Here is a 25,373-nt window from a genome sequence, read left to right on the forward strand (position 1 = left end):
GCTCCCCCTCTCACCCCGACCAGGTCCAGTCGGTCGCGGATTTGCGGCAGCCGCCATTCTTGTTTCCGGTCCATGCCCGGCCGCGAACCACGCGACCGGTCGCCGCGCCCGTCGCCTTGCCGCCCTCGAGTGCGAAGCGTCCGTTGATGATGACGTCGCGAACGCCGGTCGAAAGCCGGTGCGGATCGGCAAAGGTCGAATGATCCTGGATCGTCGCCGGATCGAATATGACAATGTCCGCGAACTTGCCGGGCGCCAGGCTGCCGCGATCGGTGATCGACAGGTTGGCGGCGGGCAGCGAAGTCAGTTTACGCACCGCTTCCGCGACCGACATTGTCCGGTCTTCACGCACATATTTCGCGAAGATCCGCGCGAAATTGCCATAGGATCGCGGATGGGCGCTGGATTTCAGGAACACGCCCTCGGGCGCGGGCGCGGCGCCGTCGGATCCGAAGCTGACCCAGGGCAACGCGGTCTGACGCCGAACATTATCCTCCGACATCATCGTATAGGCGATCTCGACGCGCGATCCGTCCTCGACGACCAGATCGATCGCTGCTTCTTCGGGCGTGACGCCGCGCATCGCCGCGACTTCGCTCAGCGTCTTGCCCGTCAGCGGCTTAAGTTTTTCGGACTTGAAGGCGAGCAGGCGCGTGCCGTCCGGCCCGGCGGCCAGATAGGCGCTTTCCCAGTCCTTCGGCTTCACCCGCATCTCGGCTGCGACGCGTGCGCGGATCTGCGGATCCTTCAGTCGCCCGATCCACGCTTCCAGCCCGCCATCCTGCACCCAGGGCGGCATCGCCGCGTCGAGGCCCGTCGCGCCCGCGGTATAGGTATACATGTCGGCGGTGATCCGCGTGCCCGCAGCGCGCGCCGCCTCGACCTTGCCGATCACCGCGTCGAGCTTGCCCCAATTGTCGCGGCCCGATTGTTTCAGGTGGTAGATTTCGGCGGGCGCGCCCGAGCCCTTGGCGATCTCGATCGTCTCGTCGACGGCCTCCAGGATGCGATCGCCTTCGCTGCGCATATGCGCGATATACATGCCGCCGCACTGCGCCGAAGTCTGCGCCAGCGCGATCAGCTCGGACGTCGTCGCATAGGAATCAGGCGTGTAGATCAGCGCCGTGGTCACGCCGAGCGCGCCGTCCTCCATCGCCTTGTGGACCAGCCCCTGCATGGCGCGGAGCTGTTCGCCAGACGGCTTGCCGCTGCCTTCGCCCATCACATTGACGCGGACGGTGCCGGCGCCGACGAAGCTGGCGATGTTGGGCGCGATGCCCTTTTTCTCGAGCGTGCGCAGATAGCCGTCGAGCGTGGTCCAGCCGATCGGATATTTGATGTCGCCCTGGCGCTGCTGGCCCAGGCGGATCATCTCGGGCGAAAGCGGTCCCATGCTCCCCTCTCCCATCACTTCCAGCGTGACGCCCTGAGTGATGTCGCTCAGCGCTCGCCCATCGGCGAACAGCGATTCCTCAGGGTGAGCGAGCATGTTGATGAAGCCGGGCGCGACCGCCTGGCCATCGGCATCGACGGTCCGCACCGCCCGTCGCTGCGGCGCGCGCGGGCCGACATAGACGATCCGGTCACCCTTGACCGCGACTTCTCCGGCATAAGGTACCTTGCCCGATCCGTCATAAATCATGGCATCGGTGATGAGCACGTCATAGGCCGGCTTTTCGGCGGCCAGTGCCGGCTGCGCGGCCGCGATCACGGCAAGGCTGGTCATCGCTATCAGGCTGGATTTCATGCGGCATTCCTCTCGACAGGCTGGTGGGCTGCCGGGCATGCGCCTTCGAACGACGCACGCCGCGGCCCTTCCTCGCTTGTCTAATATTCCGCGCCCAAAGTCAGGCCGAACGTGCGCGGGCGAAGCACCGCCGTGCCCATCGCGCCATTCGGATAGCGGCCGACCCCCGCGACATCGACGATACCGCGACTGTTGCCGAGATTCTTGGCGAAGGCCTCGATCGAGAAACGATCGAAACGGACGCCGCCACGCAGATCGACCACTTCGTAGGATGGCAGCATGCGCTGGCGGCCGGTGACGGCGGTATAGGCGGGGTCGAAATCGGCCGGCTGTTTGGACAGGAAGCGCAGCGAGCCGCCGAGATAGGCGGTGGCGCCGCTTCCCAGCGTCCATTCATATTGCCCGTCCAGGCCGATGCTGACCTTGGGCGTGAACGGCAGGCGATCGCCCGATCGGCCGCCGACGACCGGATCGGTATCGTCGGTCAGCCGCGCACGCGCGTAAGCGCCGTTGACCGAGATATCGAAACCCGGCCCCGGCCGGAAGGTGGAGGTGAATTCGAAGCCGTCGCTTTCCGCGCGGCCGCCATTGGCGGTCAGCCCGACGCCGTTGACGCGCGCGAAGAGCTGGATGTCCTTCCATGCGAGATGGAAGGCGGCGAGATCGACGGTGAAGCGGCGATCGGCGGTCTCCGCCTTCACCCCGGCTTCATAGCTGACCAGCGTATCCGCCTTGAACTGCGTCGGCGTGCCGGCCGGCGTACCCGGCGCCAGCACATTGGGGCCGCCCGGGCGATAGCCCTTGGAGACGCGCGCATAGAGCGAGACATTATCGTTGATCTCGAATTTGGGCGCCACCGAATAGGTGAAGACATTCTGCGCCGAGCGCTCTTCAGGATAGCCGATCGAACCGCCGACCAAGGCGCCTTCGAGATCCTGGCTCGCGCTCTGCTCGTTCCGGCTGTAGCGTCCGCCCAGCGTGACGTCGAAACGATCGCCGAAATGGACGGTCGCGTTGGCGAAACCCGCATATTCCTTGTAGATCGAACCGAGCCGGGCCTTGGCGAGCAGCGGAATGCCCGTGATCTGATCGACCGTGCCGGGCGCCGCCGCGATATAGGTCTGGTCGAGCAGGCCGGTTTCGCGCGTATAATAGCCGCCGACCAGCCATTCGACGCGATCGTTCGGATGCGACGACAACCGCACTTCCTGCGTGAACTTGCGCTGTTTGGTCAGGTTGTGCGCATAGACATCGGCGGGCACGCCGAATACCGCGCCGATCAGCGCCCCATATTGCGGCGTCAGTTCCTGCCGGTTGTCGACATCGAGCGTGGACCGGCTCGTCGAGGACAGCAGGTCGGCAAAGCCGAGATCGAGGGTGATCGTCGCATTGTAGATGCGGTAGGACAGGTTGGTGAAGGCGGGCACGTAGCGCGCCTGGGTCAGCCCGCCATAAAGCGGCGAAAGATCGTCGGCATTCGCCTCGACGACATTGTCGGTGTCGGTGCGGATATCCTGGAGCACGGCGGAAGCACGGATCGACAGCGTCTCGCCTGGCTTGAACAGGGCAGAGATGCGGCCGCCATAGCTCGTCACATCATTGATGTTCTTCGCCACGTCGGAGCCCGCGGTGCCGACGGAATCGATATAGCCGCCCGTCTTGCGGTAAAAACCCGACCCGCGCACCGCCAGCGTCTCGCCCAGCGGCAGATTGAGGACGCCGGCCGCGCCATGGCTCATGTCGCCGCCATCGGTGGTCTCGGCCGTCGCCCGCGCACGCGCGGAGAAACGACGGACATCGGGCGCCTCGGTCACGAACTTGACGACACCGCCCAGCGAACTCGCACCGTAAAGCGTGCCCTGCGGCCCGCGCAACACCTCCACCCGCGCGATATCGAGCGTATCGACATCGGCGGCATAGGAACCGCCATCGACCAGCGAGGTGCTCGATCCATAGGGGGTTTCATCGACATAGGTGGCGACCGTCGCGCCACCGCCACCGGTGTTGATGCCGCGCAGGGTGAGCCGCCCCTGCCCCGCGCTGCCGCCGTTGAGTTGCAGGCCGGGAACAAGCTTCAGATAGTCGCGGAAACTGGTCGCCTGCTGGCGTTCGAGCGCTTCCGAAGAGACGACCGACACCGATTGCGGCACGTCGATCAGCAACTGTTCGCGCTTCTGCGCGGTGACGATGATGGTGTCATCGCCGGCGGGCGTTTCGGGCGGCTGGGCCAGTGCCGGCGCCGCACAAAGCAGCCAGCCGAGCGATGCCGAAGCGGACAGGACGGCCTTGATCGTTCGCATTGTCTTCCCCTCTGATCGATGTTGTTTTTCTTGGTCGTTTCACGCGGCCGGTTCGATCGCGGCCGCCAGCCTGGGCTGGGCCGGGAACCAGGCCTTCATCCGTGCGATCGCCTCCTCCACCAGCGGCGTCGCCACCGCGAAGCTGATGCGGATGAAGCGGCCGCCATCGACAGGATCGAAATCCACGCCGGGCGCGGTGGCGACCCCGGTCTCGTCGAGCAGTTTTCTGCAGAAACCCAGGCTGTCTTCGGTCAGGTGCGCGATCGACGCATAGATGTAGAAAGCGCCATCGGGCGGTGCGATCGCGCTCAGCCCGAGCGCCGGCAGCGCATCCAGCAACAGCTCGCGATTGCGCCGGTAGGTCTCCACATGGCCGTCGAGTTCCGCCGCGCACTCGAATGCCGCAAGGCCCGCATGCTGGCTGAGCGAGGGCGGTGTCAGGAACATGTTGCCCATGCGTGCGCGGGCGCTGGCCACATGATCCTCCGGCACCACCAGCCAGCCCAGTCGCCAGCCGGTCATGCAGAAATATTTGGAGAAGCTGTTCACGACGAACGCATCGTCCAGATATTGCAACATCGAATGCGCGGGCTCCCCGAAGCTGAGGCCCAGATAGATTTCGTCGGAAATCACGCGGATGTTCCGATCCGCGCACAGCCGGGCAATACGCGCCATCTCGTCCGGCGCGATGATCGTCCCGGTGGGATTGGCGGGACTGGCGACGATGATGCCGTCGGGCACGGGATCGAGCGCGGCGATCGCATCGGCGGACAGGGTGAAGCGCTGTTCCGCGCCGCATTCGATCTCCCGCACCCGCATATGCAGCGCGCGCAGATTGTTGCGATAGGCGACATAGCCCGGGCGCGCGATCGCGACGGTTTTCCCCGGCTCGAAACCGGTGGTCAGCGCCAGGATCAGCGCGGGCGACGCGCCGCAGGTCAGGATGATCCGTTCGGGGCGGATATCGACGCCATGGGACTGGCGGTAATGGAGCGCGATGCGCTCCTTGAGCGCGGGGCTTTCCCAATAGCCGAGCGGATCGGCGTCAAGCACACGGTGCGCGACCTCGATCGCCGCCCTGGGCGCCCCGGTCGAAGGTTGGCCGAACTCCATGTGGATGATCGATCGACCCGCCGTTTGCAGCGCAATGGCATGGCGGCTGATGTCGATGGTATGAAAAGCTTCTATCGTCGCGGTCACGTCGGCCCTCCCTTGACCATGATCTTTCCGGGGCGACCGACGATCGACAATCTCACAGATTACAGGGGTTCCATCCCGGCTGGAGTTGCCGTTGCCGAGGCGTCTATGGTTTTTTGCACGGTTGTTGCGCGGGCGCCGGCTGGGTAGCTGTCGGCATATCGCGCGCGGCAAGATGCCGCGAGATTGGGGAGAGAGAATGGCATCCGCAGTGAAGGATCCGCAGGCGCCTCGCGCCGCCAGCCTGGACGACAGATGGACCGTCGACAGCGGCCGGATCCTGCTCAACGGCACCCAGGCGATCGCGCGCGTCCTGCTGGCGCAACATGCCATCGATGCGCGCAACGGGCTGAATACCGCCGGCTATATCTCCGGCTATCGCGGGTCGCCGCTCGGCAATGTCGATACGACGCTCTGGTCGGTCGCCAAACGCCTCGAAAAGGCGAACATCGTCTTCCAGCCCGGCGTCAACGAGGATATCGCTGCGACCGCGGTGCGCGGCACGCAACAGATCGGCGCGGTGCCGGGGCCGAAATATGACGGCGTCTTCGCCGCCTGGTACGGCAAGGGGCCGGGCGTCGACCGGTCGGGCGATGCGCTGAAGCACGGGAATTTCGGCGGCGCGCACCGCCATGGCGGCGTCGCCATCTTCTATGGCGACGATCATGCCGGCAAATCATCGACGATCGCGCATCACAGCGAGCAGGCGATGGCCGCCGCCTTCATTCCATCACTCTATCCCGCCAATGCCGCCGAGATCCTCGATTACGGCCTGCTCGCCTATGCCATGTCGCGCTACAGCGGATCATGGGTGGGCATCAAATGCGTAACCGAAGTGGTCGAACAGACGGTTTCGGCCGATATCGACCTGCCCGGCTTCGCGCCCATCATACCACCCTATCCCGCATTGCCGCCCGAAGGCGTGCATGTTCAGTCCGGCGTCTTCAATCCGCTGGGCGAAGAACTGATCGTCGCCGATCATCGCCTGCCGCTGGTGCAACGCTTCGTCCGCGCGAACCGCATCGATCGCGCCCTTTTTCGCGCCAAGGCGCCGCGCCTGGGCATCGTCACCGCTGGCAAAAGCTATAGCGACACCCGCCAGGCGCTGGAACTGCTGGGACTGGACGACCGATCGGCGGCACGGATCGGCCTGTCACTCTACAAGGTCGGCTGCATCTGGCCGCTCGAACCGCAAGGCATCGCCGAATTCGCGGGCGGCCATGAAACCATCTTCGTCGTCGAGGAAAAGACGAGCTTCGTCGAGGCGCAGATCGCGTCGATCCTGATCAACCTGCCCGAGCGCCCGCGCCTGATCGGCAAGCGCGACGAGGACGGAGCGCATCTGATGTCGTCCGCGATGCCATTGGAACCGATCGCGATCGCGCTGGCGATCGCCGAGCGGCTGGAACGGCTGGGCATCGACGACCGGAGAATCCGCGCCGCCCGCGAGGCGCTGGCCCCCAGGGCCGCGACGAGCGCGGGCAATGCGGTATTGCCGCGCCGTGCGCCCTATTTCTGCTCGGGCTGCCCGCACAGCCGGTCGACCAAGATCCCCGCCGGCAGCATCAGCATGACGGGCATCGGCTGCCATACCATGGCGACGTTCGTACGGCCGAAGGAAGCATTGCTGCCCACGCATATGGGCGCGGAAGGCACCAACTGGATCGGCATGGCCCCGTTCAGCGAGACCAACCACATCTTCCAGAATATGGGCGACGGCACCTATTATCATTCGGGCTTGCTCGCGATCCGCGCGGCGATCGCCTCCGGCGTCAACATCACCTACAAGATCCTTTACAACGACGCCGTGGCCATGACCGGCGGCCAGCCCGTCGACGGCCCGATCTCGGTCGCCGAGATCGCGCAGCAGGTGGCGCATGAAGGCGTGCGCACGATCATCCTGGTCAGCGACAATCCCGATGCGCATCGCGGCAATGCCGAATTGCCCGCCGGCATCCGGATCGAGCACCGCGACAGTCTGGACAACGTTCAGCGTGAGCTGCGCGAGATCCCCGGCTGCACCGTGCTGATCTACGAACAAACCTGCGCGGCAGAGAAACGGCGGCGGCGCAAGCGCGGCCTCTATCCCGATCCGCCCAAGCGGCTCTTCATCTCCAAGGCGGTGTGCGAAGGCTGCGGCGACTGTTCGGTCCAGTCGACCTGCGTCAGCCTTGCCCCCGTCGAGACCGAGTTCGGCACCAAGCGCCGCATCGACCAGTCGAGCTGCAACAAGGATTATAGCTGCCTGGGCGGCTTCTGCCCCAGCTTCATCACCGTCCATGGCGCCGAACCGCGCAAGCGCGAGCGGCTCGATTTCGACACCGCCCTGCTCGACGGGCTGCCCGACGCGCCGATCGCCCCCATCGCGGGCGGCACCTACAACATCATGGTCGCCGGCATCGGTGGCACGGGCGTGATCACCGTCGCCGCGATCATCGGCATGGCCGCGCATCTGGAGGGTCGCGCGGCATCGATGTTCGACATGACCGGACTGGCGCAGAAGAACGGCGCGGTGTTCAGCCATATCCGGCTGGCAGACGCACCCGAACGCATCGCCAGCCAGAAGATCGGCCGGCGAGAAACCGACACCCTGCTCGCCTTCGACCTTGTCGCGGCGCTCGCTGACGAAGCCGCCTCCACGCTGGAACCCGGCCGCAGCCGCGCGCTCGTCAATGGCGATGTCACGTCGACGGTGGCGTTCCAGTTCGATCGCAACGCGACGGTCGACGGCGGCGCGCTGGCGCAAAGACTGACCGCCTTGATCGGTGAGGACGCGATCCTGCGCATTGACGCGACCGCGCTGGCGACCGAGATCCTGGGCGACAGCATCGCCGCCAATCTGTTCATGGTCGGCGTCGCCGCACAGCGCGGCCTGCTGCCTATCGGCACCGCCGCGATCGAACAGGCGGTCACGCTCAACAACACGGCGGTCGCCTTCAACTTGACGGCCTTCCGGCTCGGCCGGCTCTACGCCGACCAGCCGGATCGGGTGACGGCGATGCGGCGCGGAGAGGCAACGACGCAGCCCGATCATTCGCTCGACGCAGTGATCGCGGGCCGCAGCGCACATCTGGCCGACTATCAGGGCGAAGCCTATGCCCGGCGCTATCGCGATCTGGTTGAGCGCGTCCGTCAGGCCGAGCAAGCCGCCCAGCCAGGCAGCGACGCGCTGACCATGGCGGTCGCGCGCAATTACGCCAGGTTGCTCGCCTACAAGGACGAATATGAAGTGGCTCGTCTGCTGACGCATCCATCGCTTCAAGCGGAACTCGACCGGACATTCGCCGATGGCGCGAAGCTATCGTTCAATCTGGCGCCGCCGATGCTGCCCGGTCGTACGCCGGACGGCCGCCCGCGCAAGCGCGAATTCGGCGCGGCGAAGCTGCGTCCCTTCCTGAAATTGCTGGCATCAGCCAAGCGGCTGCGCGGCACCGCCTTCGATCCGTTCGGCCACACCGCCGAACGCCGGATGGAACGGCGCCTGATCAGCGATTATGAAGGACTGGTGGAAAGCGCATTGCAGCGGCTGACGCCAGAAAATCATGGATCGGCAGCGCAGTTGCTGAGCCTGGCGGACATGATCCGTGGCTTCGGTCCGGTCAAGGAAGCGGCGGTCGCGACCTATCAGGCGAAGATCGCCGAGCATGAGGCAGCCGCTTGACGTGACAACCGGCGCAGAGCAGGCCGCCCTTCAGCTTTGAGCCGAGGATTTCAGATATGCCCGTCACGATATCGCTTCTGGGCCTTCCGACCGACGTCAATTCGTCGCACCTGCGCGGGCCGGCGACAGCGCCCGCAGCGATCCGGGCGAGCCTTGCGTCCGGATCGTCCAACATGTGGTCCGAAAATGGCTGGGATCTGGAAAGCCAGGGACTGCTGCGCGATCGCGGCGATGCGGCGCTCACCGAAACCCCGGCCGATCTGGATATAATCGCCAATGCGGGGGCCGATCTGTTCGCGGAGGGCGCCGCGATCTTCCTGGGCGGCGATCATTTCGTGACCTGGCCGATCCTGGAGGGACTGCGGCGTGCGGGGCACCCCGCCCCGCATCTCGTCCATATCGATGCGCATCCCGATCTCTATCCCGATTTCGACGGCAACCCGCACTCGCACGCTTCCCCCATGGTGCGGATCATGGAGCGCGGACTGGCGGCGAGCCTCACCCAGATCGGCGTGCGCACGATCAACGCTATACAAAAGGCACAGATCGAACGCTATGGCGTCAACGCCTTCACCGCGCGCCAATATCCTGCGGCGATGGCGGCGCTGCCCAAGGGGCCGACCTATATCTCGATCGATCTGGACGGTCTCGACCCCGCCTATGCGCCCGGTGTATCCCACCACGAACCCGGCGGACTGTCTGTGCGCGAAGTGCTCGATATGATCGACCGACTGCCCGGCCCGGTGATCGGCGCGGATATTGTCGAGCTCAATCCGGTCCATGACATCAACGGCATGACCGCAGCGGTCGCGGCCAAGTTCGTCAAGGAAATCGCGGGACGAATGGCGCAGGATCAAGCGGCCAAGGGCTGACCATTATCGAACTGAGCCAGGCTGGGCTTATGTCGCTACCACCAACAACGCCGCTCGGGCTGAGCCTGTCGAAGCCCTGCCGTTTCTTGTGCTCAAGCAGAAGGACGGGGCTTCGACGGGCTCAGCCCGAGCGGTTCCAGGAATTGCGTGCTATTCCGACGTCGCATAAGCGGCGGCGACAGGCTCAATCCTGCGTGACGAAGCCCGCCTTGCGAATGGCGGGGCGGTTCCTCAGCCGCTCGACAAGCGCATCGCCGGCACCGTCGGCTGCGCGGTCGAATTCGAGCCGCACCCGCATCCGCGCGCCCGCGGAATCGATCGCGATGCCGAGCGGCATCAGTGCATGGGCACGCACCAGATCGAGCAGTTCACCGAGGAAGGGGGCATCACGTTCCCCCTCGACATCAAGGCGCAACAGGCGCTCGCGCGGGATCTTCGGCGGACAGACGGGGGACGGAAAAGCCGGACGCAATGCGCCGGACGCGGACATGACGGTCATGACGGAACTCGCTTGAACGAAGGAAAACGCTTTGGCCCGCTCAGGGGCACATTGATGGCCGGATCAGCCGATCCGACCGCGCATAATTCGGACACCGGATACCACGCACAGCATGCCGGCGCCGATGCTAAGTCGCATCGCGCATCCGTTCACAGCCATGGCAGCGCCCTTCGGCATCAGCTTTCGTCCAAGTCCTTCATTCGAGGAACGCAGGGTCCCTACACCATGCGCACGCAAAAGTGAAAATCAAATATATGTGTCAGCGCGCAACATAGCCATGGCCGAGCGCAAGAAAGGTCTGCCGCCGCCGCACACGTTCGTCCGCGCCGAAATGCCAGACATCGGTGAAACGAACGCGGCGGGCGTCGCCCTCGGCGCCTACCCCGCGAAACTCGCCCAGCGCGACGACGCTCTCGTCATCACCCCAAAGCTGCTCGATGGCATGGACGCCGCGGATCTGCCGTTCCTCGCGGAAGAAGTGCGAAATCTCCGAAATCCCCGAATAGGTGGCGTCGGCGCGCTCATAGACGGCGTCGGGCGCGAACAGCGCGAGCACCCAATCGAGATCGACCCGGTCTATATGCGCATAATAATCCCGGATCACACCTTGCCGGGGTTGTGTCGTGCCCATCTTTCCTACCTGGATTGCGGTTGGTCCTGACGGGATATCTACGAACGGATGCCGGGTAATTGCATCGACGAACATTCGCAATTATCGATGAAATGAGTAATATCATGACCTGATTTTGGCGATTCCAAGCATGACCATATCCCTGGACCAGACCGACCGCGCAATCCTGTCGCTGCTGCAACAGGACGGATCGCTTTCGATCGCCGAACTTGCGGACCGGCTGGGCATGACGCCGCCGCCCTGCTGGCGGCGCGTGAAGCGGCTGAAGGACGAAGGAATATTGCAACGCCAGACCTGGATCGTCGATCCGGAGGCGATCGGGATCAACCTGATCGTCTACGCCACCATCCGGCTGGCCGCGCACGACGCCTCCGCCACCCAGCAATTCCGCGACCAGATCAAGGCCTGGCCCGAGGTGCTGGAATGCTACATCCTGCTCGGCGCGATCGACGTGCTCGTCAAGATCGCGGTCAAGGACATCAAATATTACGAGGAATTCTTCTTCAAGAAGCTGTCGCAGCTTCCGGGCGTCAGGGAAGTGAACTCCAGCGTCGTCGTGTCGGGCATCAAGGACACGACCGCGCTGCCGCTGGATTTCATCTAGAAGGAGCTACCGCCCCTTCCCCCCGAACCGGGTTCGAAGGCTCTGCAACTCGCGTTGCGACACCGGCGCCAATCCGGCGGCGGCCTTCCCCTCGCGGAGCCGCTTCCGGTCCCGTTCGGACGGTTCGACCCGGCGCACCCGCACCTGGGCATGGCCCTGCGCCTTGATGCCCAGCTGTTCGGCCGCCCCGCGTGACAGGTCGATGATGCGCTGCGCCTGCGCGAACGGCCCGCGATCGTTGACCCGGACGATGATCCGCCGCCCGGTATCGAGCGCCGTCACCTCGACATAGGTCGGCAGCGGCAGCGTCGTATGCGCGGCGGTGATCCAGCCGGGGCGGAATTTCTCACCATTGGCGGTGCGGTTTCCGGACTCGCTGCCATACCAGCTCGCATAGCCCAGCACGTCATAGGCGGGCGCGGCGGCAGGCACATAGGTGGTGCCGCGCACCGAATAGGGCGGCCCGATCCGGACCGGCGTATCGCTGACGTCCCGGAAATTGCCGCCTGCGCACGCCGAAAGCATCAGCAACGCCGCTGCGCTCGCAAACCGGATCATCGTCGGATGCCACTCCATCGATCCGCCACTATAGCAAGCCACGCAGAATGTGAATCGCGCGATCAATCCACGGGCATGTCGAGCCGCGCGAGATCGACCGCGAGATGGCGTGACGCCCGCCAATAGGCGAAGATGGCGCAGATGCTGGCACCGACACCGGCGAGCAGCGCATAGCGCAGGGAATCATTACCATAATAGGGTGCCAGCGTATCGCTGAGGATGCCGATCACCTGCGGCCCCAGCCCCAGCCCGATCAGATTGCCGATGAAAAGCTGGATCGCCGCCGCCCGCGCGCGCATTCGTGCCGGCGCCAACATCTGGATGGTGGCGATGCACGGGCCGATATAAACCGCGCTCACCGACAGCGGCACGACCGCCGCCGCGATGGCGACGCCGACATTCGGCGCGAGCAGGAACAGCGGCCAGAACGGCAGGGCGAGCAAGATGCCGACAATCGGCACGCGCATATACCAGCGCACATCGCGCCGGCCGAGCCAATCGACCATCATGCCCGCCCCGAAGGTGCAGATTCCGCCCCCGACCCCAAGGATCAGCGCGAAGACCGTCCCCACCTGCTGCGTGTCCAGGCCATGCGAGCGCATGAGGAAAGCCGGAACGAAAGTCGCGACGCCATAACCGGCAAAGGCACTCAGCCCGCTGCCAAGCACCAGCCAGCAATAGGCACGCTGGCCGCGCATGAAACGGACACTCGCGGCCAGTGTCGGCGTGTCTCGCACGGGTGATGACTGGCGCTCCGGTTCCCGCCCCTTCATGAAGAACAAAGGGGCCAGCATCAGCCCGGGCACCCCCGCCCACAGGAACGCCGCGCGCCAGCCGAAGCGATGCGCGATCCAGCCGCCAACAAGAAAGGCGATCATGATGCCGATATTGACGCCGACGGCATAGAGCGCCTGTGCCCGCCCCCTCGCCTCCGGCGGATAGAGATCGGTGATCATCGACTGGGAGGCCGGACCGGTCCCTGCCTCCCCGACGCCCGTCAGCACGCGCGCCGCCACGAGCTGCCAGAATTGCGTGACCAGCCCGCATGCCGAGGTGGCCAGACTGAAACAGAGCAAGGCCGCGCCGATGATATGCGCGCGGTTGCGGCTGTCCGCCAGGATCGCGATCGGAACACCCATGGTGGCGTAGAACAGCGCGAAGGCCGGACCGGCGAGCAGCCCGAGCATCGCGTCGCTGAGCCCGAAATCACGCTTGATCGGTTCGAGCAGGATGGCGAGGATCTGGCGATCGATATAATTGACAGCGTAGGTCGCACTGAGAAGCACGAGCAGCAGCCCTCGCTGCCCATGCCCGCCTGAGCTCACCGTACCCATATCACCTCTCCGCCCGTTACCGTCTGCCACTCTAGCCCCGCAGCGAGGCGCGACCATGCAGGAACGAGCGCGCCCTTCTCATCGCGGGCCGGGGCGGTGCCGGATGCCGGAACCGTACAGATGCGGATCGCTCCGGCTAAGCGCCGCCATCCCGGCTGCGCCACCAAGGCGGATGATCAGATGCAATCGAGGATCCGAACCATGAACAGCCCCTATCTCCTCTTTCTGGGAGACGCCAATCTCGTCGGCATGGACAAGATGGGCGCCGGCATTCGCCAGTGGCGCGGCGAATTGTGCCTTGCGCAGTTCCGCCTGCCAGGCTGCACCGCCGACCTCGACTTGCCGGAAATGCGGCCGGCCGAAGCGTTCGCCCAGGGCGCCCGAACGATGATCGTGGGCGTCGTCAATGTCGGCGGCTTCATCCCGGAGACATGGATCGCGAGCATCGTCGAGGCGCTCGAAGCGGGCCTCGACGTGGCGTCGGGCATGCACAAGCGGCTCGCCGACATTCCCGCGATCACCGAGGTCGCCGCCCGATGCGGCCGGACGATCCATGATGTGCGTGCGCCGACACGCGGCTTCGCGCCCGGCACCGGCGTGAAACGTGGCGGCAAGCGCCTGCTGACCGTCGGCACCGACTGCGCGGTCGGCAAGAAATACACCGCGCTCGCGATCGAACGGGAGATGCGCGGACGCGGACTGGCGGCGGATTTCCGCGCAACCGGGCAGACCGGCCTGCTGATCGCCGGCAGAGGCGTGGTCATCGATGCCGTCATCGCCGATTTCGTGTCGGGCGCCGCCGAATGGCTCTCGCCCGACGCCGCCGACGACCATTGGGATATCATCGAAGGCCAGGGATCGCTGGCGCACCCCGCCTATGCCGCGGTCACGCTTGGCCTGATCCATGGCAGCCAGCCCGACGCGCTGGTCGTCTGCCACGAGCCGACCCGGCCCACGCTGCTCGGGCTCGATTATCGCGTGCCCGGCATCATGGAATTGGCCGAAATGGCGACAGCGGCCGCCAGGCTGACCAATCCCGCCGTTCGCGTCGTCGGCGTCAGCATCAACAGCAGCGCATTGCCCGCCGAGGAAATCGAACCGCTGATCGCACGGATCGAAGCCGAAACCGGCCTGCCCTGCTGCGATCCGCTTGTCCACGGCCCCGCCAGGATCGTCGACCGGCTGCTCGACTGACCGGTTCAACTCGCGGTTCGCGCCCTGGCGACATCCTGCCGCCTGCGCGCGAACCGCCCCGCCCGTGCGGCATTGCGCGTCGCGATCGGTGAAGAAGCGAACGTCGCCCTGAATGCGCGCGTGAAGCTCGCCGGATGCTCATAACCCGTTTCCAGCGCGATCTCGATCATCGACATATTTGAATCGACGACAAGATCGAGCGCGAGGTCCATCCGCAGCCGATCGCGGACATTGCAGACGGTATCCCCGTAAAGCTGCCGAAAACCGTGCTGGAGCCGCCTGCGCGACAACCCCACCTCCGCCGCCAGATCGTCGACGCGCACCGGCGATTGCAGGTTGGCGCGCAGGATCTGCATGGCGCGCTCCAGTTTGCGAAGATCGGCTGGAGACAGGCGCTCGCCCAGATGGACATGCGCCGAATCCGCCATCGCGGCGAGCACATGACAGATCAATTCCATGACCTTCGATCGCATATAAGCCGTACGGAACGTGCCCTCATAAGGGCATTCCAGCAGATGCACCGCCGCCAGCGACACGGCCGGATGCGTGACCGGCACGTGCCGCGCGCGAAGCTCGGCATCGCCGTCCAGAAACGCCTGCATGTCCGCCGGCAGCTCGGACGGATCGATGCCGGTCTCGTCGCGGAAACGTTCGCAGTCGATGATGATGCTCAGCCAACGCAGATGCTTGCCCGGCTCGTAGAAGGTTTCGACCACGCTCCCCTCGCGCAGGCCGTAGACGGTGCAGAACCCCCTGCTCATCGGATCGGCCGGCGCTGCGCCACGGGGATCGGCGAACGGGATCACGCCGTCGACGATGATCGACATGACGAGATGATCGGTCATGCGATGGCAACGCGGCGTCGGCATCGCCGCCACCATGTCCGTCACGATCAGGCTCAACCCCGGACCGAGTTCGTGAAAATCCCAGCCGCCGCGCGCGATGTTGATGTCGTAATCATAGCGAAAGCCCGCCTCGCCCAGCGGCTTGAACCAGCCGTCGTCGGCGACCGGGGTCCTGAGGCCCGTGTCATGGACCGAGCGGGACATGCGCTTCATGTCCTCGATGCTGCGCGTCACCGGTATCCGGGCGCGAATATCCGCATGCGCCATATGCCATCCCCTGCAGGCCGCCGGTTCCGCCGGCGGCATCATCGCGTCCCGCACTCTCACGAGCCGGACGCCATGTTACAGATTAAGGACGGATCGCGCGACGACTTAACTGAAACGGTCGTCTGGTTTGCAGATCGGCACAAACACGCAGCGCGAACCGCCGGATCACGGCGACATCCTTCACCAATCGGGTCGACGGCTATGCTGGGACCGCACCGCCGCGCGATGCCGCAAATCGCCTGCACGCTTTCGCAAAGCCGGCTACGAAACGGACGCCCAATCTTCAACCATCGCCCAACCCGACTCAACTCAATGAAGCCGGGAAACGGGCGGCCACACCTTTTCAGGGGGAGTAGAAAGATGGTTGTTCGTTCTTCGGTCACCGCGATGGCCGCAATGCTTGCCGCCGGCGCTTCGCCGCCCGTGATGGCGCAGGACGATACATCGCGCGACCGGGCGCCCGCCGCCGAAGACATCATCGTGACGGGTTCGCGCCAGACGCCAGGCAACAAGACGGAGGTTTCGCTGCTGGAAACGCCGCAGAACATCCAGATATTGTCGGCCAAGCTGCTGCGCGACCAGGGCGCCAATCTGCTGGAGAATGCGCTGCAGAACGTGGCCGGCGTGATGACCGGCAGCTATGCGCGCTCATACGACTTCTTCCGCATCCGCGGCTTCGACGCGAGCAGCTACACCTATGTGGACGGACTGCCGCGTGGCGTCGCGATCAATGTCGAGCTCGCGGGACTGGAGCAGGTGGAGGTGATCAAGGGCCCCTCCTCCGTACTCTTCGGCCAGGGTTCACCGGGCGGCCTCGTCAACCTCGTCAGCAAGCGCCCGACGCGTGACGCACATGTCGAGGTCACCGGCAGCTACGGCAGCTACACCTCCTATTCCACGATGGTCGACGTCTCCGGCCCCCTCAACCAGGGCGGCAATCTCTATGGGCGGATCGTCACCAATTACCGGAACGACCGCAGCTTCATCGATTTCCATCCGGCGACGCGGCGGCTGTATGTGGCGCCCTCGCTCACCTGGGACATCGGCCCGTCGACCAAACTGACCTTCCTGGCATCGCTGTCGCGCGACTGGAGTGAGCTCATTCCGGATCAGCCGGCGGCGGGCCTCGTCTATGCGGGGCCGCTCGGCTTCTATGACCGGTCGGTCTATATCGGGGATCCGGACAACAAGGGTAAGATCGAGCAGACCTTCATCACCGCCGGCTTCGAATTCAAGCACAGCTTCAGCGACGCGCTCTCCTACTACAACAATGCGCGCTACTCCTATCTCGACCTCGCCTATCTCAATCTCTACCAGCCGCTCGCCTTTGACCCTGCGACCGGCCTGCAAACGCAATATGGCAACGACTCTTTCGAGAAGCGGCGGATCTATTCGATCGACAACGGCTTCCAGATCGACATGGCGACCGGCCCGCTGCGCCATCGCGCGACGATCGGCATGGAATTCCAGCGCCGCGAATTGCCGTCACGCCTCGCGCTCGGCTTCGCACCACTGTTCACTTTCAACGTCTACAATCCGGACTACAATGTCTTCATCGCGCAACCGCGCAGCTATTCCAGCGCCTATACCGAGTCCGAGGCGTTCGGTTTCTATCTGCAGGACACCATCACCCTGGCGCCCAAGCTCAATCTCACGCTCGGCGCGCGCTACGACACGGTGAAGATCAACGACGCCGACTATGACAAGCTGTCGCCGCGTGCCGGCCTGACCTATGAATTCCTTCCCGGGGCCTCCGCCTATCTGAGCTTCGCACGCTCCTTCCTGCCGCAGCCGGGCTATTATGATCTCGCCGGCGATCCGGTGGTCCCGGAGAATGGCGAGGCCTATGAAGCCGGGATCAAGTTCGCGGCACCCGGAGGCCGGATGAGCGGCACCGCCGCCATCTACCAGATCACCCGCTCCAATGTCGCGACGCCCATTCCGAACATGCCGGGCGTCTATGCCGTGACGGGAAAGCAGCGCAGCAAGGGCTTCGAGCTCGACGGCCAGTTCGAAGTCATGACGGGCCTCCAGCTCATCGCCAGCTATGCCTATACCCATGCCACAGTCGTCGCGGACAATGCCGTACCCGCCGGAGAGACCGTGATCGGCGTGCCTCGTCATCAGGGCAGCCTGTGGGCGCGTTATGCCGTGACCGACGGACAGTTGAAGGGATTGAGCGTCAGCCTGGGCGGCAGCGCATATTCGAAGCAGCAGGCTTCGCTGCCGAACACCTACAAAATCCCCTCCTATGCCCTGGTGAACGGCAATATCGCCTATAATTCCGGGCCGTTCTCGGCGCAGTTCAACATCAACAACATCTTCAACAAGAAATATATCTCGGGCGCGTTCGGCGATCTGTTCGTGGTCGGCGGCGAACCGCGCATCTGGCGCGCGACATTCGGCTGGAAATTCTGATCAACCCCGACGGCTTTGGGCCGCGACAAGGGGCGCAGCGATCACCCGATCACTGCGCCCCTTTCCGTTTTCAGAACAGGATGAAGGCCGAAACCGCGAAACGGGTTCCGCCATGACGAGCACCTTCCAGCCGCGACCGGCCTGCATCGACATTCGCGTCGGACAGGTTCGCCGCCAGGCTGATCCGGCGCAGCTTCGCCGACAGGCCCAGCTTCCAGTCCTGATAATCATCCGCCGTACCACGCGCGTCGAAAGCGCCGAGATGTCCGGAAAGCGACAATGGCACGCCGCGCACTTCACCCAGAGGCAGGCGCGTATCGAGGTAGAAATAGCTGTTCTGGCCCGGCAGATAGTGATGCCAGGAATGGAATATGCCGGCTCTTGCCGTCAGCTTGCCGATGCTGGCTCCGGCCGAGACCGTCAGTTCGCCGAAATCCCTGTCCTTCGCGCCTGGCGATGCACGGTACAGATATCCCGCATCGATGTTCACGCCCCCGAATGTCCGATTGACACCAAAAAAGGGGGTCAGCGCGATACCGGTCTCGTGCGTCTGATCCGAACGATAATTGGCCGCCAGCACGCCGACGAACGGTCCATCTTCATGATTCCATTTAGCCTCGCCGATGATCGACGGATCCCCGGCGGTCTGCGAAAGACCGCGCCAGACCCGATCACTGACCAAGGTGATGCTCGCGGCCGTTTCCGATTCCGCAGCATATGCCGGTTCCGCCAATCCCCACGCCAGCAGCACCGCCGCCGGCAAAAAACCCCTCCCCATTTCCAGATCCTCCTTCTGTCACTTGGAGAACCAAGATTCGCTTAGGATGCGCCACACCGCTTCTCGCATCGGGAATTGCCTTGAGCGCTTCGTTCACGACAGGCTTCGCATCCGGCCCTGCACGTCAAGCCGGGCCACGGTTCGATCAAGCCGATCCCGCAAGATCCGCTATGTTCGGCCATGAGTTCAGGATGGCGAGGTGTTGAATGACGTGTCTGCGCATGGTCATGATTTCGATCGCCACGGCGCTGCTGGCTTGCGCACCCGCGAATGCCCAGCAGGAACGCGCCACGCCCGAACTGCACGACATCATGCTCGATGGCCGGGCCTTGCATCTGGAAGTGCGGCGTGGACGCGCCGATGCGCCGATCGTCGTGCTGGAAGCAGGCGCCACGCTGGATTCGCGCGAATGGATGCCGGTCATCAGCCGGCTGCTGCCCCGAACCGACAGCACCATCATCACCTATGATCGCGCCGGCATGGGCCGCAGCCAGCCGCTGGGCAAGACCTATGACATCAGGAACGAAGTGGCGCGCCTGCGCCGCGCGCTCCGCCGGCTGGGCCTCCGCCGCGATCTCGTGCTTGCCGGGCACAGCTATGGCGGCTTCCTGATCCAGCTCTATGCCCGGCGCTATCCAAAGGACGTGGCGGCGCTCGTCTATGTCGATCCCAATACGGTGACGGGGCTGGACGGGATCGGCGGAGCCGAGCGTTTCCGCACCTCGATCCTGGCGGCGGTGCGCGGCGGCACCAACCGCTTCAACGACGTCCCGCTGGCGGAAGCCTATGTCAGGACGATGACGACGATGATGAAATATCCCGCCCCATGTGGGATACCCGTCACCGTGCTGACGCAGGGCGCGCCGGATCGCGTGACCAACGATCCGGCATTGATCCGCTGGCGGGACGGGCATCTGAGCCTGGCGGAACGAACGAACGCGAAACTGATCTATGCCGCGAAGAGCGGCCATATGATCCCCGACGACGAACCCGAACTCGTCGCCACGGCCATCGCGGAAACGTTGCGAGCGGTGGCTGAAACGCCCACCCGCAAACCGATACCGTGCCCTAACAGACAGCGACCGGCCGATCGCGGCGGTCGATGATATCCGCGATATCAGCGCTTGCGTGAGGCAAGGTAATCGGCGGCCGTCGTCGGCCCTTTCGTGAAGGTGTCGCTATGATCCGCGATGAATTTGCGAATCTCGAAGAAGAAGTCCGCGCCGGATGGCAGGCCGCTCTTCTCCCATGCCTTGTCGAGCGCCGCCGCCTTGTCCTTCGGCGTTTCCGCAGGCTGGATCAGCATGAAATCCCAGCTTTCGCCATCGCTGTGCACATAGAGTTGCCGCGGCGGCAGCCCGGCTTCGACATTCACCGCGTCCGTGCGCGCGATGAATTCCAGGAACGCCGCCTGCTGGCCCGGAGCGATCCGATAAATCTCCACCAGACTTTTCGGGAACTCCCGAGGCGGGGCAGCGGGTTGCGACATCGCGGGTACGGCGAGCATGAGGGCGGCAAGCGCCGGAAATGCGGCGAGGCGCATGATTGGTCTATCCCTTTCGCGGACGGCGCGCCGGAGCCCGTTCAAAGGGCGCCGGCGCAGGTCGTCGGTCAGAACTTGCGCGTCACCGTGCCGATCACCTGTCGTCCGGCGCCGAAGTTGCAGCCGGCCGGCCCCGAGCAGCGCGCCACATAGCGTTTATCGAGGATATTCGATCCGTTGATCGCGAAGCGCCAGTCGGGCGTGTCGTAATGGATGATCGCGTCGAACAGGGTTGCGCGCTCCCCGTAATAGACCACCGGGTTGAACGCGCCCGGCAGGCTGCCCGCGCTCTTGCTGGTGTAGCGGCCACCCAGGCCGAAGCCCAGGCCACCAAGCCCGCCCTGCTGGATCGTATAATCGACGAACAATGACAGCTTGTGCTTGGGCGTTGTCGGCAGCGGCGAGCCGACCTCCCCAGCGAAATTCGCCTTCTTCACTTCGCTATTGTTGTAGCTGTACGATCCGTTGATCGAAATCTGATCGCGGATACGCGCGACCAGTTCGATCTCCCCGCCCCATACTTCCACCTCACCGCTTTGCGTGCCGAACACCGGCGTGATCGAGGGCTGCGTGCTCACCACATTCTTCTGCTTGATGTCGAACATGGCGGCGGTGACGAACAGCTTGATGCCGTCCCCAAGCCCCCGCGCATCATATTTGATGCCGCCCTCGATCTGCTTGCCGCTGCTCGGCTTGAATTCCTGGTTGGTCACGCTGTCGATGCCGAGCACCGGCTCGAACGAGGTCGCATAGCTGATATAGGGCGCGAAGCCGCTTTCGGTGACATAGTTCGCGCCGACCCGCCAGGTGAACTTGTCCTGCTTGGTCGACTGGCTGATGGCCAGATTGGCGATCTTCACCCAATCATAGCGTCCACCCAGCGTAACATAGAGATCGCCGAAGCGAAGCTGATCCTGGCCGTAGATGCCGGTCTGCTTCAGCCGCTGATTGTTGAACGCGGATGGATAGCCCGGTTCATAGGTCGTCTGCGGCGCGTGGACCGGATTGAACAGATCGATGGTATTGGCGAAGATGAAACCGAAATCGGCCTTGTTGTAGACGTTGCGATAGTCGACGCCGATCAACATCTTGTGCGAGATGCTTCCCGTATCGAACTTCGCATCGATCCGATTGTCGGTCGCGAAGCTCGATACATGCTCCTTGTAGCTGAAGTTATATTGCTGAACGGTGCGGTAATAGCTGGGCAGCGCGGCGTTGGTGGTGTTGATCAGGCCACCGCCACCATAGATGCCCGTCGGCGTATCCTCGTCATACGCGCTCCACTTGGTATTCGACTTGAACGCGACCGCATCGGAAAACGCGTGCGAGAAATCCCAGCCCAATGCGTATTGGCGGCGCTCATAGACATTCGCGGGATCGCCGAGATTGGTGCTGCGCTTGACCTTGCCAAGCGGGTTGGACAGCAAGGTGCCGTAAACCGGCAGGAAGCCGTTGGTATCGCCCTTCACCTTGTCATATTGATAATAGGCAAGCCCGGTCAGCTTGGTGCGATCGCCCAGATGCCAGGTGACCGTCGGCGCCGCGGTCAGGCGCTGGGCCGAGACGAAGTCACGTTCGGAATCGCGATCGCGATAAAGCAGCGTGAAGCGAGCATCGAGCGAGTCCGACACCGCTCCGGTGACGGTCGTGGCGAGTTGCTTGTAATCGTCCTCGCCATATTTCAGGCTGATCTCTCCGCCGAAATTGCTCGAAGCCCGCCGCGAAGTCTGGTTGTAGATGCCGCCTGGAGGTGCGTTGCCATAAAGCACCGACGCCGGCCCTTTCAGAAGATCGAAGGATTCGAAAGCGTAGAGATCGACGCCGACCGAGAAGATCGAGGTCGAGATCGGCGCGGCCAGCCCGTCGATATATTGCTTGGGCGTGAAACCCCTGACGGTGAAGAAATCGAAGCGGAGATCAGGCCCGTAGTTTTCGCCGAACACGCCCGAGGTGTAGCGCACCGCCTGCTGCGCATCGATGAAGTTGAGCAGATCGATCTGGTCGCGGCTGACGACCGAGATCGACTGCGGCGTCTCGATGAGCGGTATGTCGGTCTTGTTCGCGGTCGCGCTGCCCTCCGGCACGTAATTGCGCGCGGTGACGACGATGACGTCCTCGCCATCGACGGTGGTGCGCGTCGTCTCCACCGTCGCTCCGCTTTGGCGGGCCGCAGCGTCCTGCGCCATCGCCGGCGTCCAGATGAAACCCGCGAAAGCGACGCCGCCCAATAGCGTCAGCCGCGATGCCCGATAATTAAAAGCCATGCCTACCCCCTTTTGACGATATGTTGTTAGGAGACCTCTCCAGATTATGACGGAAAGATTACGCCTACCGCGCGGGGGCCGCGCTGAATCACAGGTCGAATGCTATAGCGATCAGGCCACGTTTAAGAATCTTTCGCAATAAGCGATTTTCAGCGGCCGTTGACCGCCATTCCCAGCGTGTCGGCAAGCCAGGCCGAAGCCTCGGCCAGCGCCCGATCGGCAAGCGGCGCGATCGAGACGGCTTCGAGGAAACTGTGCGTGGCGCCGGGATAGATGCGCAGCGTCACTGCCGAACCGGCTTCCGACAGGCGCGCGGCCATGATGCGGTTCTCGTCCGCCAGCACGTCGCATTCCGCGATCGCGATGAAGGCGGGCGGCAACCCCGCCGGATCGGCGCGCATCGGGCAGGCGAAGGGATCGTCGAGATCCCCGGCATCGCGCGCATAATTGGCCCAGAAGACCGCCATCTCGGCGGTGGTGAGGTTGTAATCCGGGCCGTCGTAGCGACGATAGCTCGGATGGACCGGCCGGCTGTCGAGGGCACCGTAATTGACCAGCATCGCGGCCAGGACGGGCTCGCCCGCCGCGCGCAGCCGGAGATTTGCGGTGATCGTCATATTGCCGCCCACCGAATCCCCCGCGATGGCGATGCGCGACGCATCCAGGCCCAGCGCCGCACCCTCGGCGCGAAGCCAGCGGATCGCCGAGACGATCTCGTCCAGCGCGACCGGGAACTTCGCTTCGGGCGACAGGCTGTAATCGACCCCAACCACGGCGACCCCCGCGCGTGCTGCATATTCACGCATCAGCCGATCATGAGTGTCGAGGCTGAACATCGTCCAGCCACCGCCATGGATATAGACCAGTATCGGCATGTCGCCCCGGTCTTTCGGCCGGTGGATACGGATACGCACGCCATGCGGCCCAACCCGACGCTCCTCGGTCGAGGCCATGACCGGCCCGCCCGCCGCCCAGGGCGCACGCACATCCTCCGCGATGCGCCGCCGCTCGGCGAGCGGCAGCCTGTCGAAATCGGGATAGCGGCCATAGGCGGCGGCCACGTCGCGCTGGAAACGTCGGATGTCAGGGTCGAGATCGTCGATAATCTGTGAACCGTCATGCATCGATCAGCCCTCGGCGAAGGCGCGACCGAGACGGGAATTGCGAACGCCGTAGAGCAGGTAGAAGGCAAGACCGAAGCACAGATACACTCCCAATATGATGGCGGGCACCCACTCACCGACACTGGCCTTGTGGATGATGTCGAGGATGACCGGACCGATCATCAGAACGCAGAAGAGCAGCGCGAGCACGGGCACGACGCCCAGCCAGACGCCACCGATCCGCACGCCGCCGAACGGCACGCGAAACGGACGCGGCAGATCCGGCTGCGTGGTCCGCAGCCACATGACGCTGATCGCAACCGTCGCGAAGACGAAGCCGGTGCCGATGCTGACGAGATCGCCGAGCATCGAGATCGGCAGGAAAGCGGCGGCGATGCCCGCCGTCAGCGCGACGAACCAGGTGCCGTGGTGCGGCGTCTGGAAACGGGCATGGACGCGGCTGAACAAGGGCGGCAACAAGCCGTCGCGCGACATGGCGTAGCATATCCGCGAATGCGCATAGGTGTTGACCATCAGCACCGAACAGAGGCCGGTCAGCGCGCCGACCTTGATCACCAGTGTAAGCGTCGGCAGGCCGATCGCCTCCACCGCGACCGCCACCGGATCGGGCACGTTGAGCAGGCGATAGGAAACGAGCCCGGTCAGCACCGCCGCCACCGCCATATAGATCAGAGTGGCGATCGTGAGCGCGCCCAATATGCCGATCGGGATATCGCGCTGCGGCTTGCGCGCCTCAAGCGCGGCGGTCGCCACCGCCTCGAACCCCAGATAGGCGAAGAACAGGATCGATGCGCCGCGCAGCACGCCCTGCCAGCCATAGGTAAAACCGCCCTGGTTCTCCGGAATGAAAGGCCGCCAGTTGGCCGGATCGACATGCGGCGCGCCAAAAGCGATGAAGGCGATCAGCACGCCCACCTTCACCGTCACCATGACCGCGTTGATCGCCGCCGATTGCGAGACGCCACGCACCAGGATCAGCGCGAAGAAAGCGAGCGCGCCCGTCGCGACCAGGTTGACGCCGCCGCCGGTGACGAAATGCGTGCCCGCCTCGCCCGCTTCCGGCCGCATGAACGGCGTCGCGATCATCGCGGGCACATGCACGCCGAAATCGCCGAGCAGACTGACCAGATAGCCCGAGACCCCGACCGCCAGCGCCGATCCGGCAAGCCCGAGTTCGAGCATGAGCATCCAGCCCAGCCCCCAGGCGAACGCCTCGCCCAGCGCGGCATAGGCATAGCTATAGGACGCACCCGAAACCGGCAGCGTCGACGACAATTCGGCATAGCAAAGCCCGGTGAAGGCGCAGGCGAAACCCGCGATCACGAACGAGAGCATCACCGCCGGCCCGGCATAATTGGCCGCAGCCGTGCCCGTCATCACATAGACGCCCGCGCCGATGATGCAGCCGATGCCGATCAACACCAGATGTACCGGGCCGAGCACGCGCCGCAGGCCGTGATGCTCGCTGTCTTCGCGGACATCGGCGAGCGGTTTGCGGATAAGGTAGCGATTGCGCGCGCGAGTCATCGATCCCCCC

At 64.4% G+C, this 25,373-nt stretch carries 19 protein-coding genes; 6 read left to right on the top strand and 13 right to left on the bottom strand.

The features are described 5' to 3' along the window. Positions 1–10: 10 nt before the first annotated feature. The 3 genes from ACODTA_RS07765 to ACODTA_RS07775 all read right to left on the bottom strand — a co-directional run bounded on the left by ACODTA_RS07765 (position 11) and on the right by ACODTA_RS07775 (position 5,247). Positions 11–1,747, bottom strand: a complete 1,737-nt coding sequence (locus tag ACODTA_RS07765) for an N-acyl-D-amino-acid deacylase family protein (RefSeq protein WP_489065292.1) — start codon at positions 1,745–1,747, stop codon at positions 11–13. 80 nt (positions 1,748–1,827) lie between these two features. Next, the gene (locus tag ACODTA_RS07770) at positions 1,828–4,047 is read right to left on the bottom strand and encodes a TonB-dependent receptor (RefSeq protein ID WP_489065293.1); all 2,220 of its coding nucleotides are present in this window, start codon (positions 4,045–4,047) and stop codon (positions 1,828–1,830) included. Positions 4,048–4,086: 39 nt separating this feature from the next. Beyond that, positions 4,087–5,247 carry a pyridoxal phosphate-dependent aminotransferase gene (locus ACODTA_RS07775; protein WP_489065294.1) on the bottom strand — a complete coding sequence of 387 codons (1,161 nt, stop codon included), beginning with the start codon at positions 5,245–5,247 and terminating at the stop codon, positions 4,087–4,089. Positions 5,248–5,443: 196 nt separating this feature from the next. Between ACODTA_RS07775 and ACODTA_RS07780 the strand changes: the two genes are divergently transcribed. Together ACODTA_RS07780 and ACODTA_RS07785 are read left to right on the top strand one after the other, a co-directional pair. After that, the gene (locus ACODTA_RS07780) at positions 5,444–8,905 is read left to right on the top strand and encodes an indolepyruvate ferredoxin oxidoreductase family protein (protein ID WP_489065295.1); all 3,462 of its coding nucleotides are present in this window, start codon (positions 5,444–5,446) and stop codon (positions 8,903–8,905) included. Positions 8,906–8,961: 56 nt separating this feature from the next. After that, positions 8,962–9,777, top strand: coding sequence for an arginase family protein (locus ACODTA_RS07785; RefSeq protein WP_489065297.1), 816 nt, complete (start codon positions 8,962–8,964; stop codon positions 9,775–9,777). 184 nt (positions 9,778–9,961) lie between these two features. Here the strand turns inward: ACODTA_RS07785 and ACODTA_RS07790 are convergent, their stop codons facing one another. Further along, positions 9,962–10,276 (bottom strand): hypothetical protein, encoded by a 315-nt coding sequence (locus ACODTA_RS07790; RefSeq protein WP_489065298.1) that lies wholly within the window; start codon positions 10,274–10,276, stop codon positions 9,962–9,964. 259 nt (positions 10,277–10,535) lie between these two features. Next, positions 10,536–10,907, bottom strand: coding sequence for a nuclear transport factor 2 family protein (locus ACODTA_RS07795; protein ID WP_489065299.1), 372 nt, complete (start codon positions 10,905–10,907; stop codon positions 10,536–10,538). A gap of 130 nt (positions 10,908–11,037) precedes the next feature. On the opposite strand from ACODTA_RS07795, the gene ACODTA_RS07800 reads away from it, so the two are divergent. Next, positions 11,038–11,511, top strand: coding sequence for an Lrp/AsnC family transcriptional regulator (locus ACODTA_RS07800; RefSeq protein ID WP_489065300.1), 474 nt, complete (start codon positions 11,038–11,040; stop codon positions 11,509–11,511). A 6-nt stretch (positions 11,512–11,517) separates the two neighbouring features. On the opposite strand, the gene ACODTA_RS07805 is transcribed toward ACODTA_RS07800, so the two are convergent. Further along, entirely contained in the window at positions 11,518–12,069 is a 552-nt protein-coding gene (locus ACODTA_RS07805) for a septal ring lytic transglycosylase RlpA family protein (RefSeq protein WP_489065301.1), read from the bottom strand. Between the two features lie 62 nt (positions 12,070–12,131). After that, positions 12,132–13,403, bottom strand: coding sequence for a spinster family MFS transporter (locus ACODTA_RS07810; RefSeq protein WP_489065302.1), 1,272 nt, complete (start codon positions 13,401–13,403; stop codon positions 12,132–12,134). Positions 13,404–13,604: 201 nt separating this feature from the next. Between ACODTA_RS07810 and ACODTA_RS07815 the strand changes: the two genes are divergently transcribed. Next, entirely contained in the window at positions 13,605–14,597 is a 993-nt protein-coding gene (locus ACODTA_RS07815) for an N-acetyltransferase DgcN family protein (protein WP_489065303.1), read from the top strand. A gap of 5 nt (positions 14,598–14,602) precedes the next feature. On the opposite strand, the gene ACODTA_RS07820 is transcribed toward ACODTA_RS07815, so the two are convergent. Further along, a complete protein-coding gene (locus ACODTA_RS07820) occupies positions 14,603–15,709 on the bottom strand; it encodes a helix-turn-helix transcriptional regulator (RefSeq protein ID WP_489065304.1) in 1,107 nt (368 codons plus the stop codon). 360 nt (positions 15,710–16,069) lie between these two features. Between ACODTA_RS07820 and ACODTA_RS07825 the strand changes: the two genes are divergently transcribed. Further along, a complete protein-coding gene (locus tag ACODTA_RS07825; RefSeq protein ID WP_489065305.1) occupies positions 16,070–18,127 on the top strand; it encodes a TonB-dependent siderophore receptor in 2,058 nt (685 codons plus the stop codon). A 70-nt stretch (positions 18,128–18,197) separates the two neighbouring features. On the opposite strand, the gene ACODTA_RS07830 is transcribed toward ACODTA_RS07825, so the two are convergent. Then, positions 18,198–18,905, bottom strand: a complete 708-nt coding sequence (locus tag ACODTA_RS07830; protein WP_489065306.1) for a TorF family putative porin — start codon at positions 18,903–18,905, stop codon at positions 18,198–18,200. 227 nt (positions 18,906–19,132) lie between these two features. Here ACODTA_RS07830 and ACODTA_RS07835 point away from each other — a divergent pair, with 227 nt between their 5' ends. Then, positions 19,133–20,011 carry an alpha/beta fold hydrolase gene (locus ACODTA_RS07835; protein WP_489065307.1) on the top strand — a complete coding sequence of 293 codons (879 nt, stop codon included), beginning with the start codon at positions 19,133–19,135 and terminating at the stop codon, positions 20,009–20,011. An 11-nt stretch (positions 20,012–20,022) separates the two neighbouring features. Here ACODTA_RS07835 and ACODTA_RS07840 read toward each other — a convergent pair whose 3' ends face one another. From ACODTA_RS07840 to ACODTA_RS07855, 4 genes are all read right to left on the bottom strand, one after another. Beyond that, complete coding sequence (locus ACODTA_RS07840) at positions 20,023–20,448, bottom strand: hypothetical protein (RefSeq protein ID WP_489065308.1); 426 nt, start codon at positions 20,446–20,448, stop codon at positions 20,023–20,025. 68 nt (positions 20,449–20,516) lie between these two features. Next, positions 20,517–22,712 carry a TonB-dependent siderophore receptor gene (locus ACODTA_RS07845; RefSeq protein WP_489065309.1) on the bottom strand — a complete coding sequence of 732 codons (2,196 nt, stop codon included), beginning with the start codon at positions 22,710–22,712 and terminating at the stop codon, positions 20,517–20,519. A gap of 149 nt (positions 22,713–22,861) precedes the next feature. Then, a complete protein-coding gene (locus ACODTA_RS07850; protein WP_489065310.1) occupies positions 22,862–23,836 on the bottom strand; it encodes an alpha/beta hydrolase in 975 nt (324 codons plus the stop codon). Positions 23,837–23,839: 3 nt separating this feature from the next. Continuing rightward, on the bottom strand, positions 23,840–25,363 hold the full coding sequence (locus ACODTA_RS07855; protein ID WP_489065311.1) for an amino acid permease: 1,524 nt from the start codon (positions 25,361–25,363) through the stop codon (positions 23,840–23,842). Between the last annotated feature and the right edge of the window lie 10 nt (positions 25,364–25,373).

This window comes from Sphingomonas sp. FG14 (assembly GCF_057809675.1).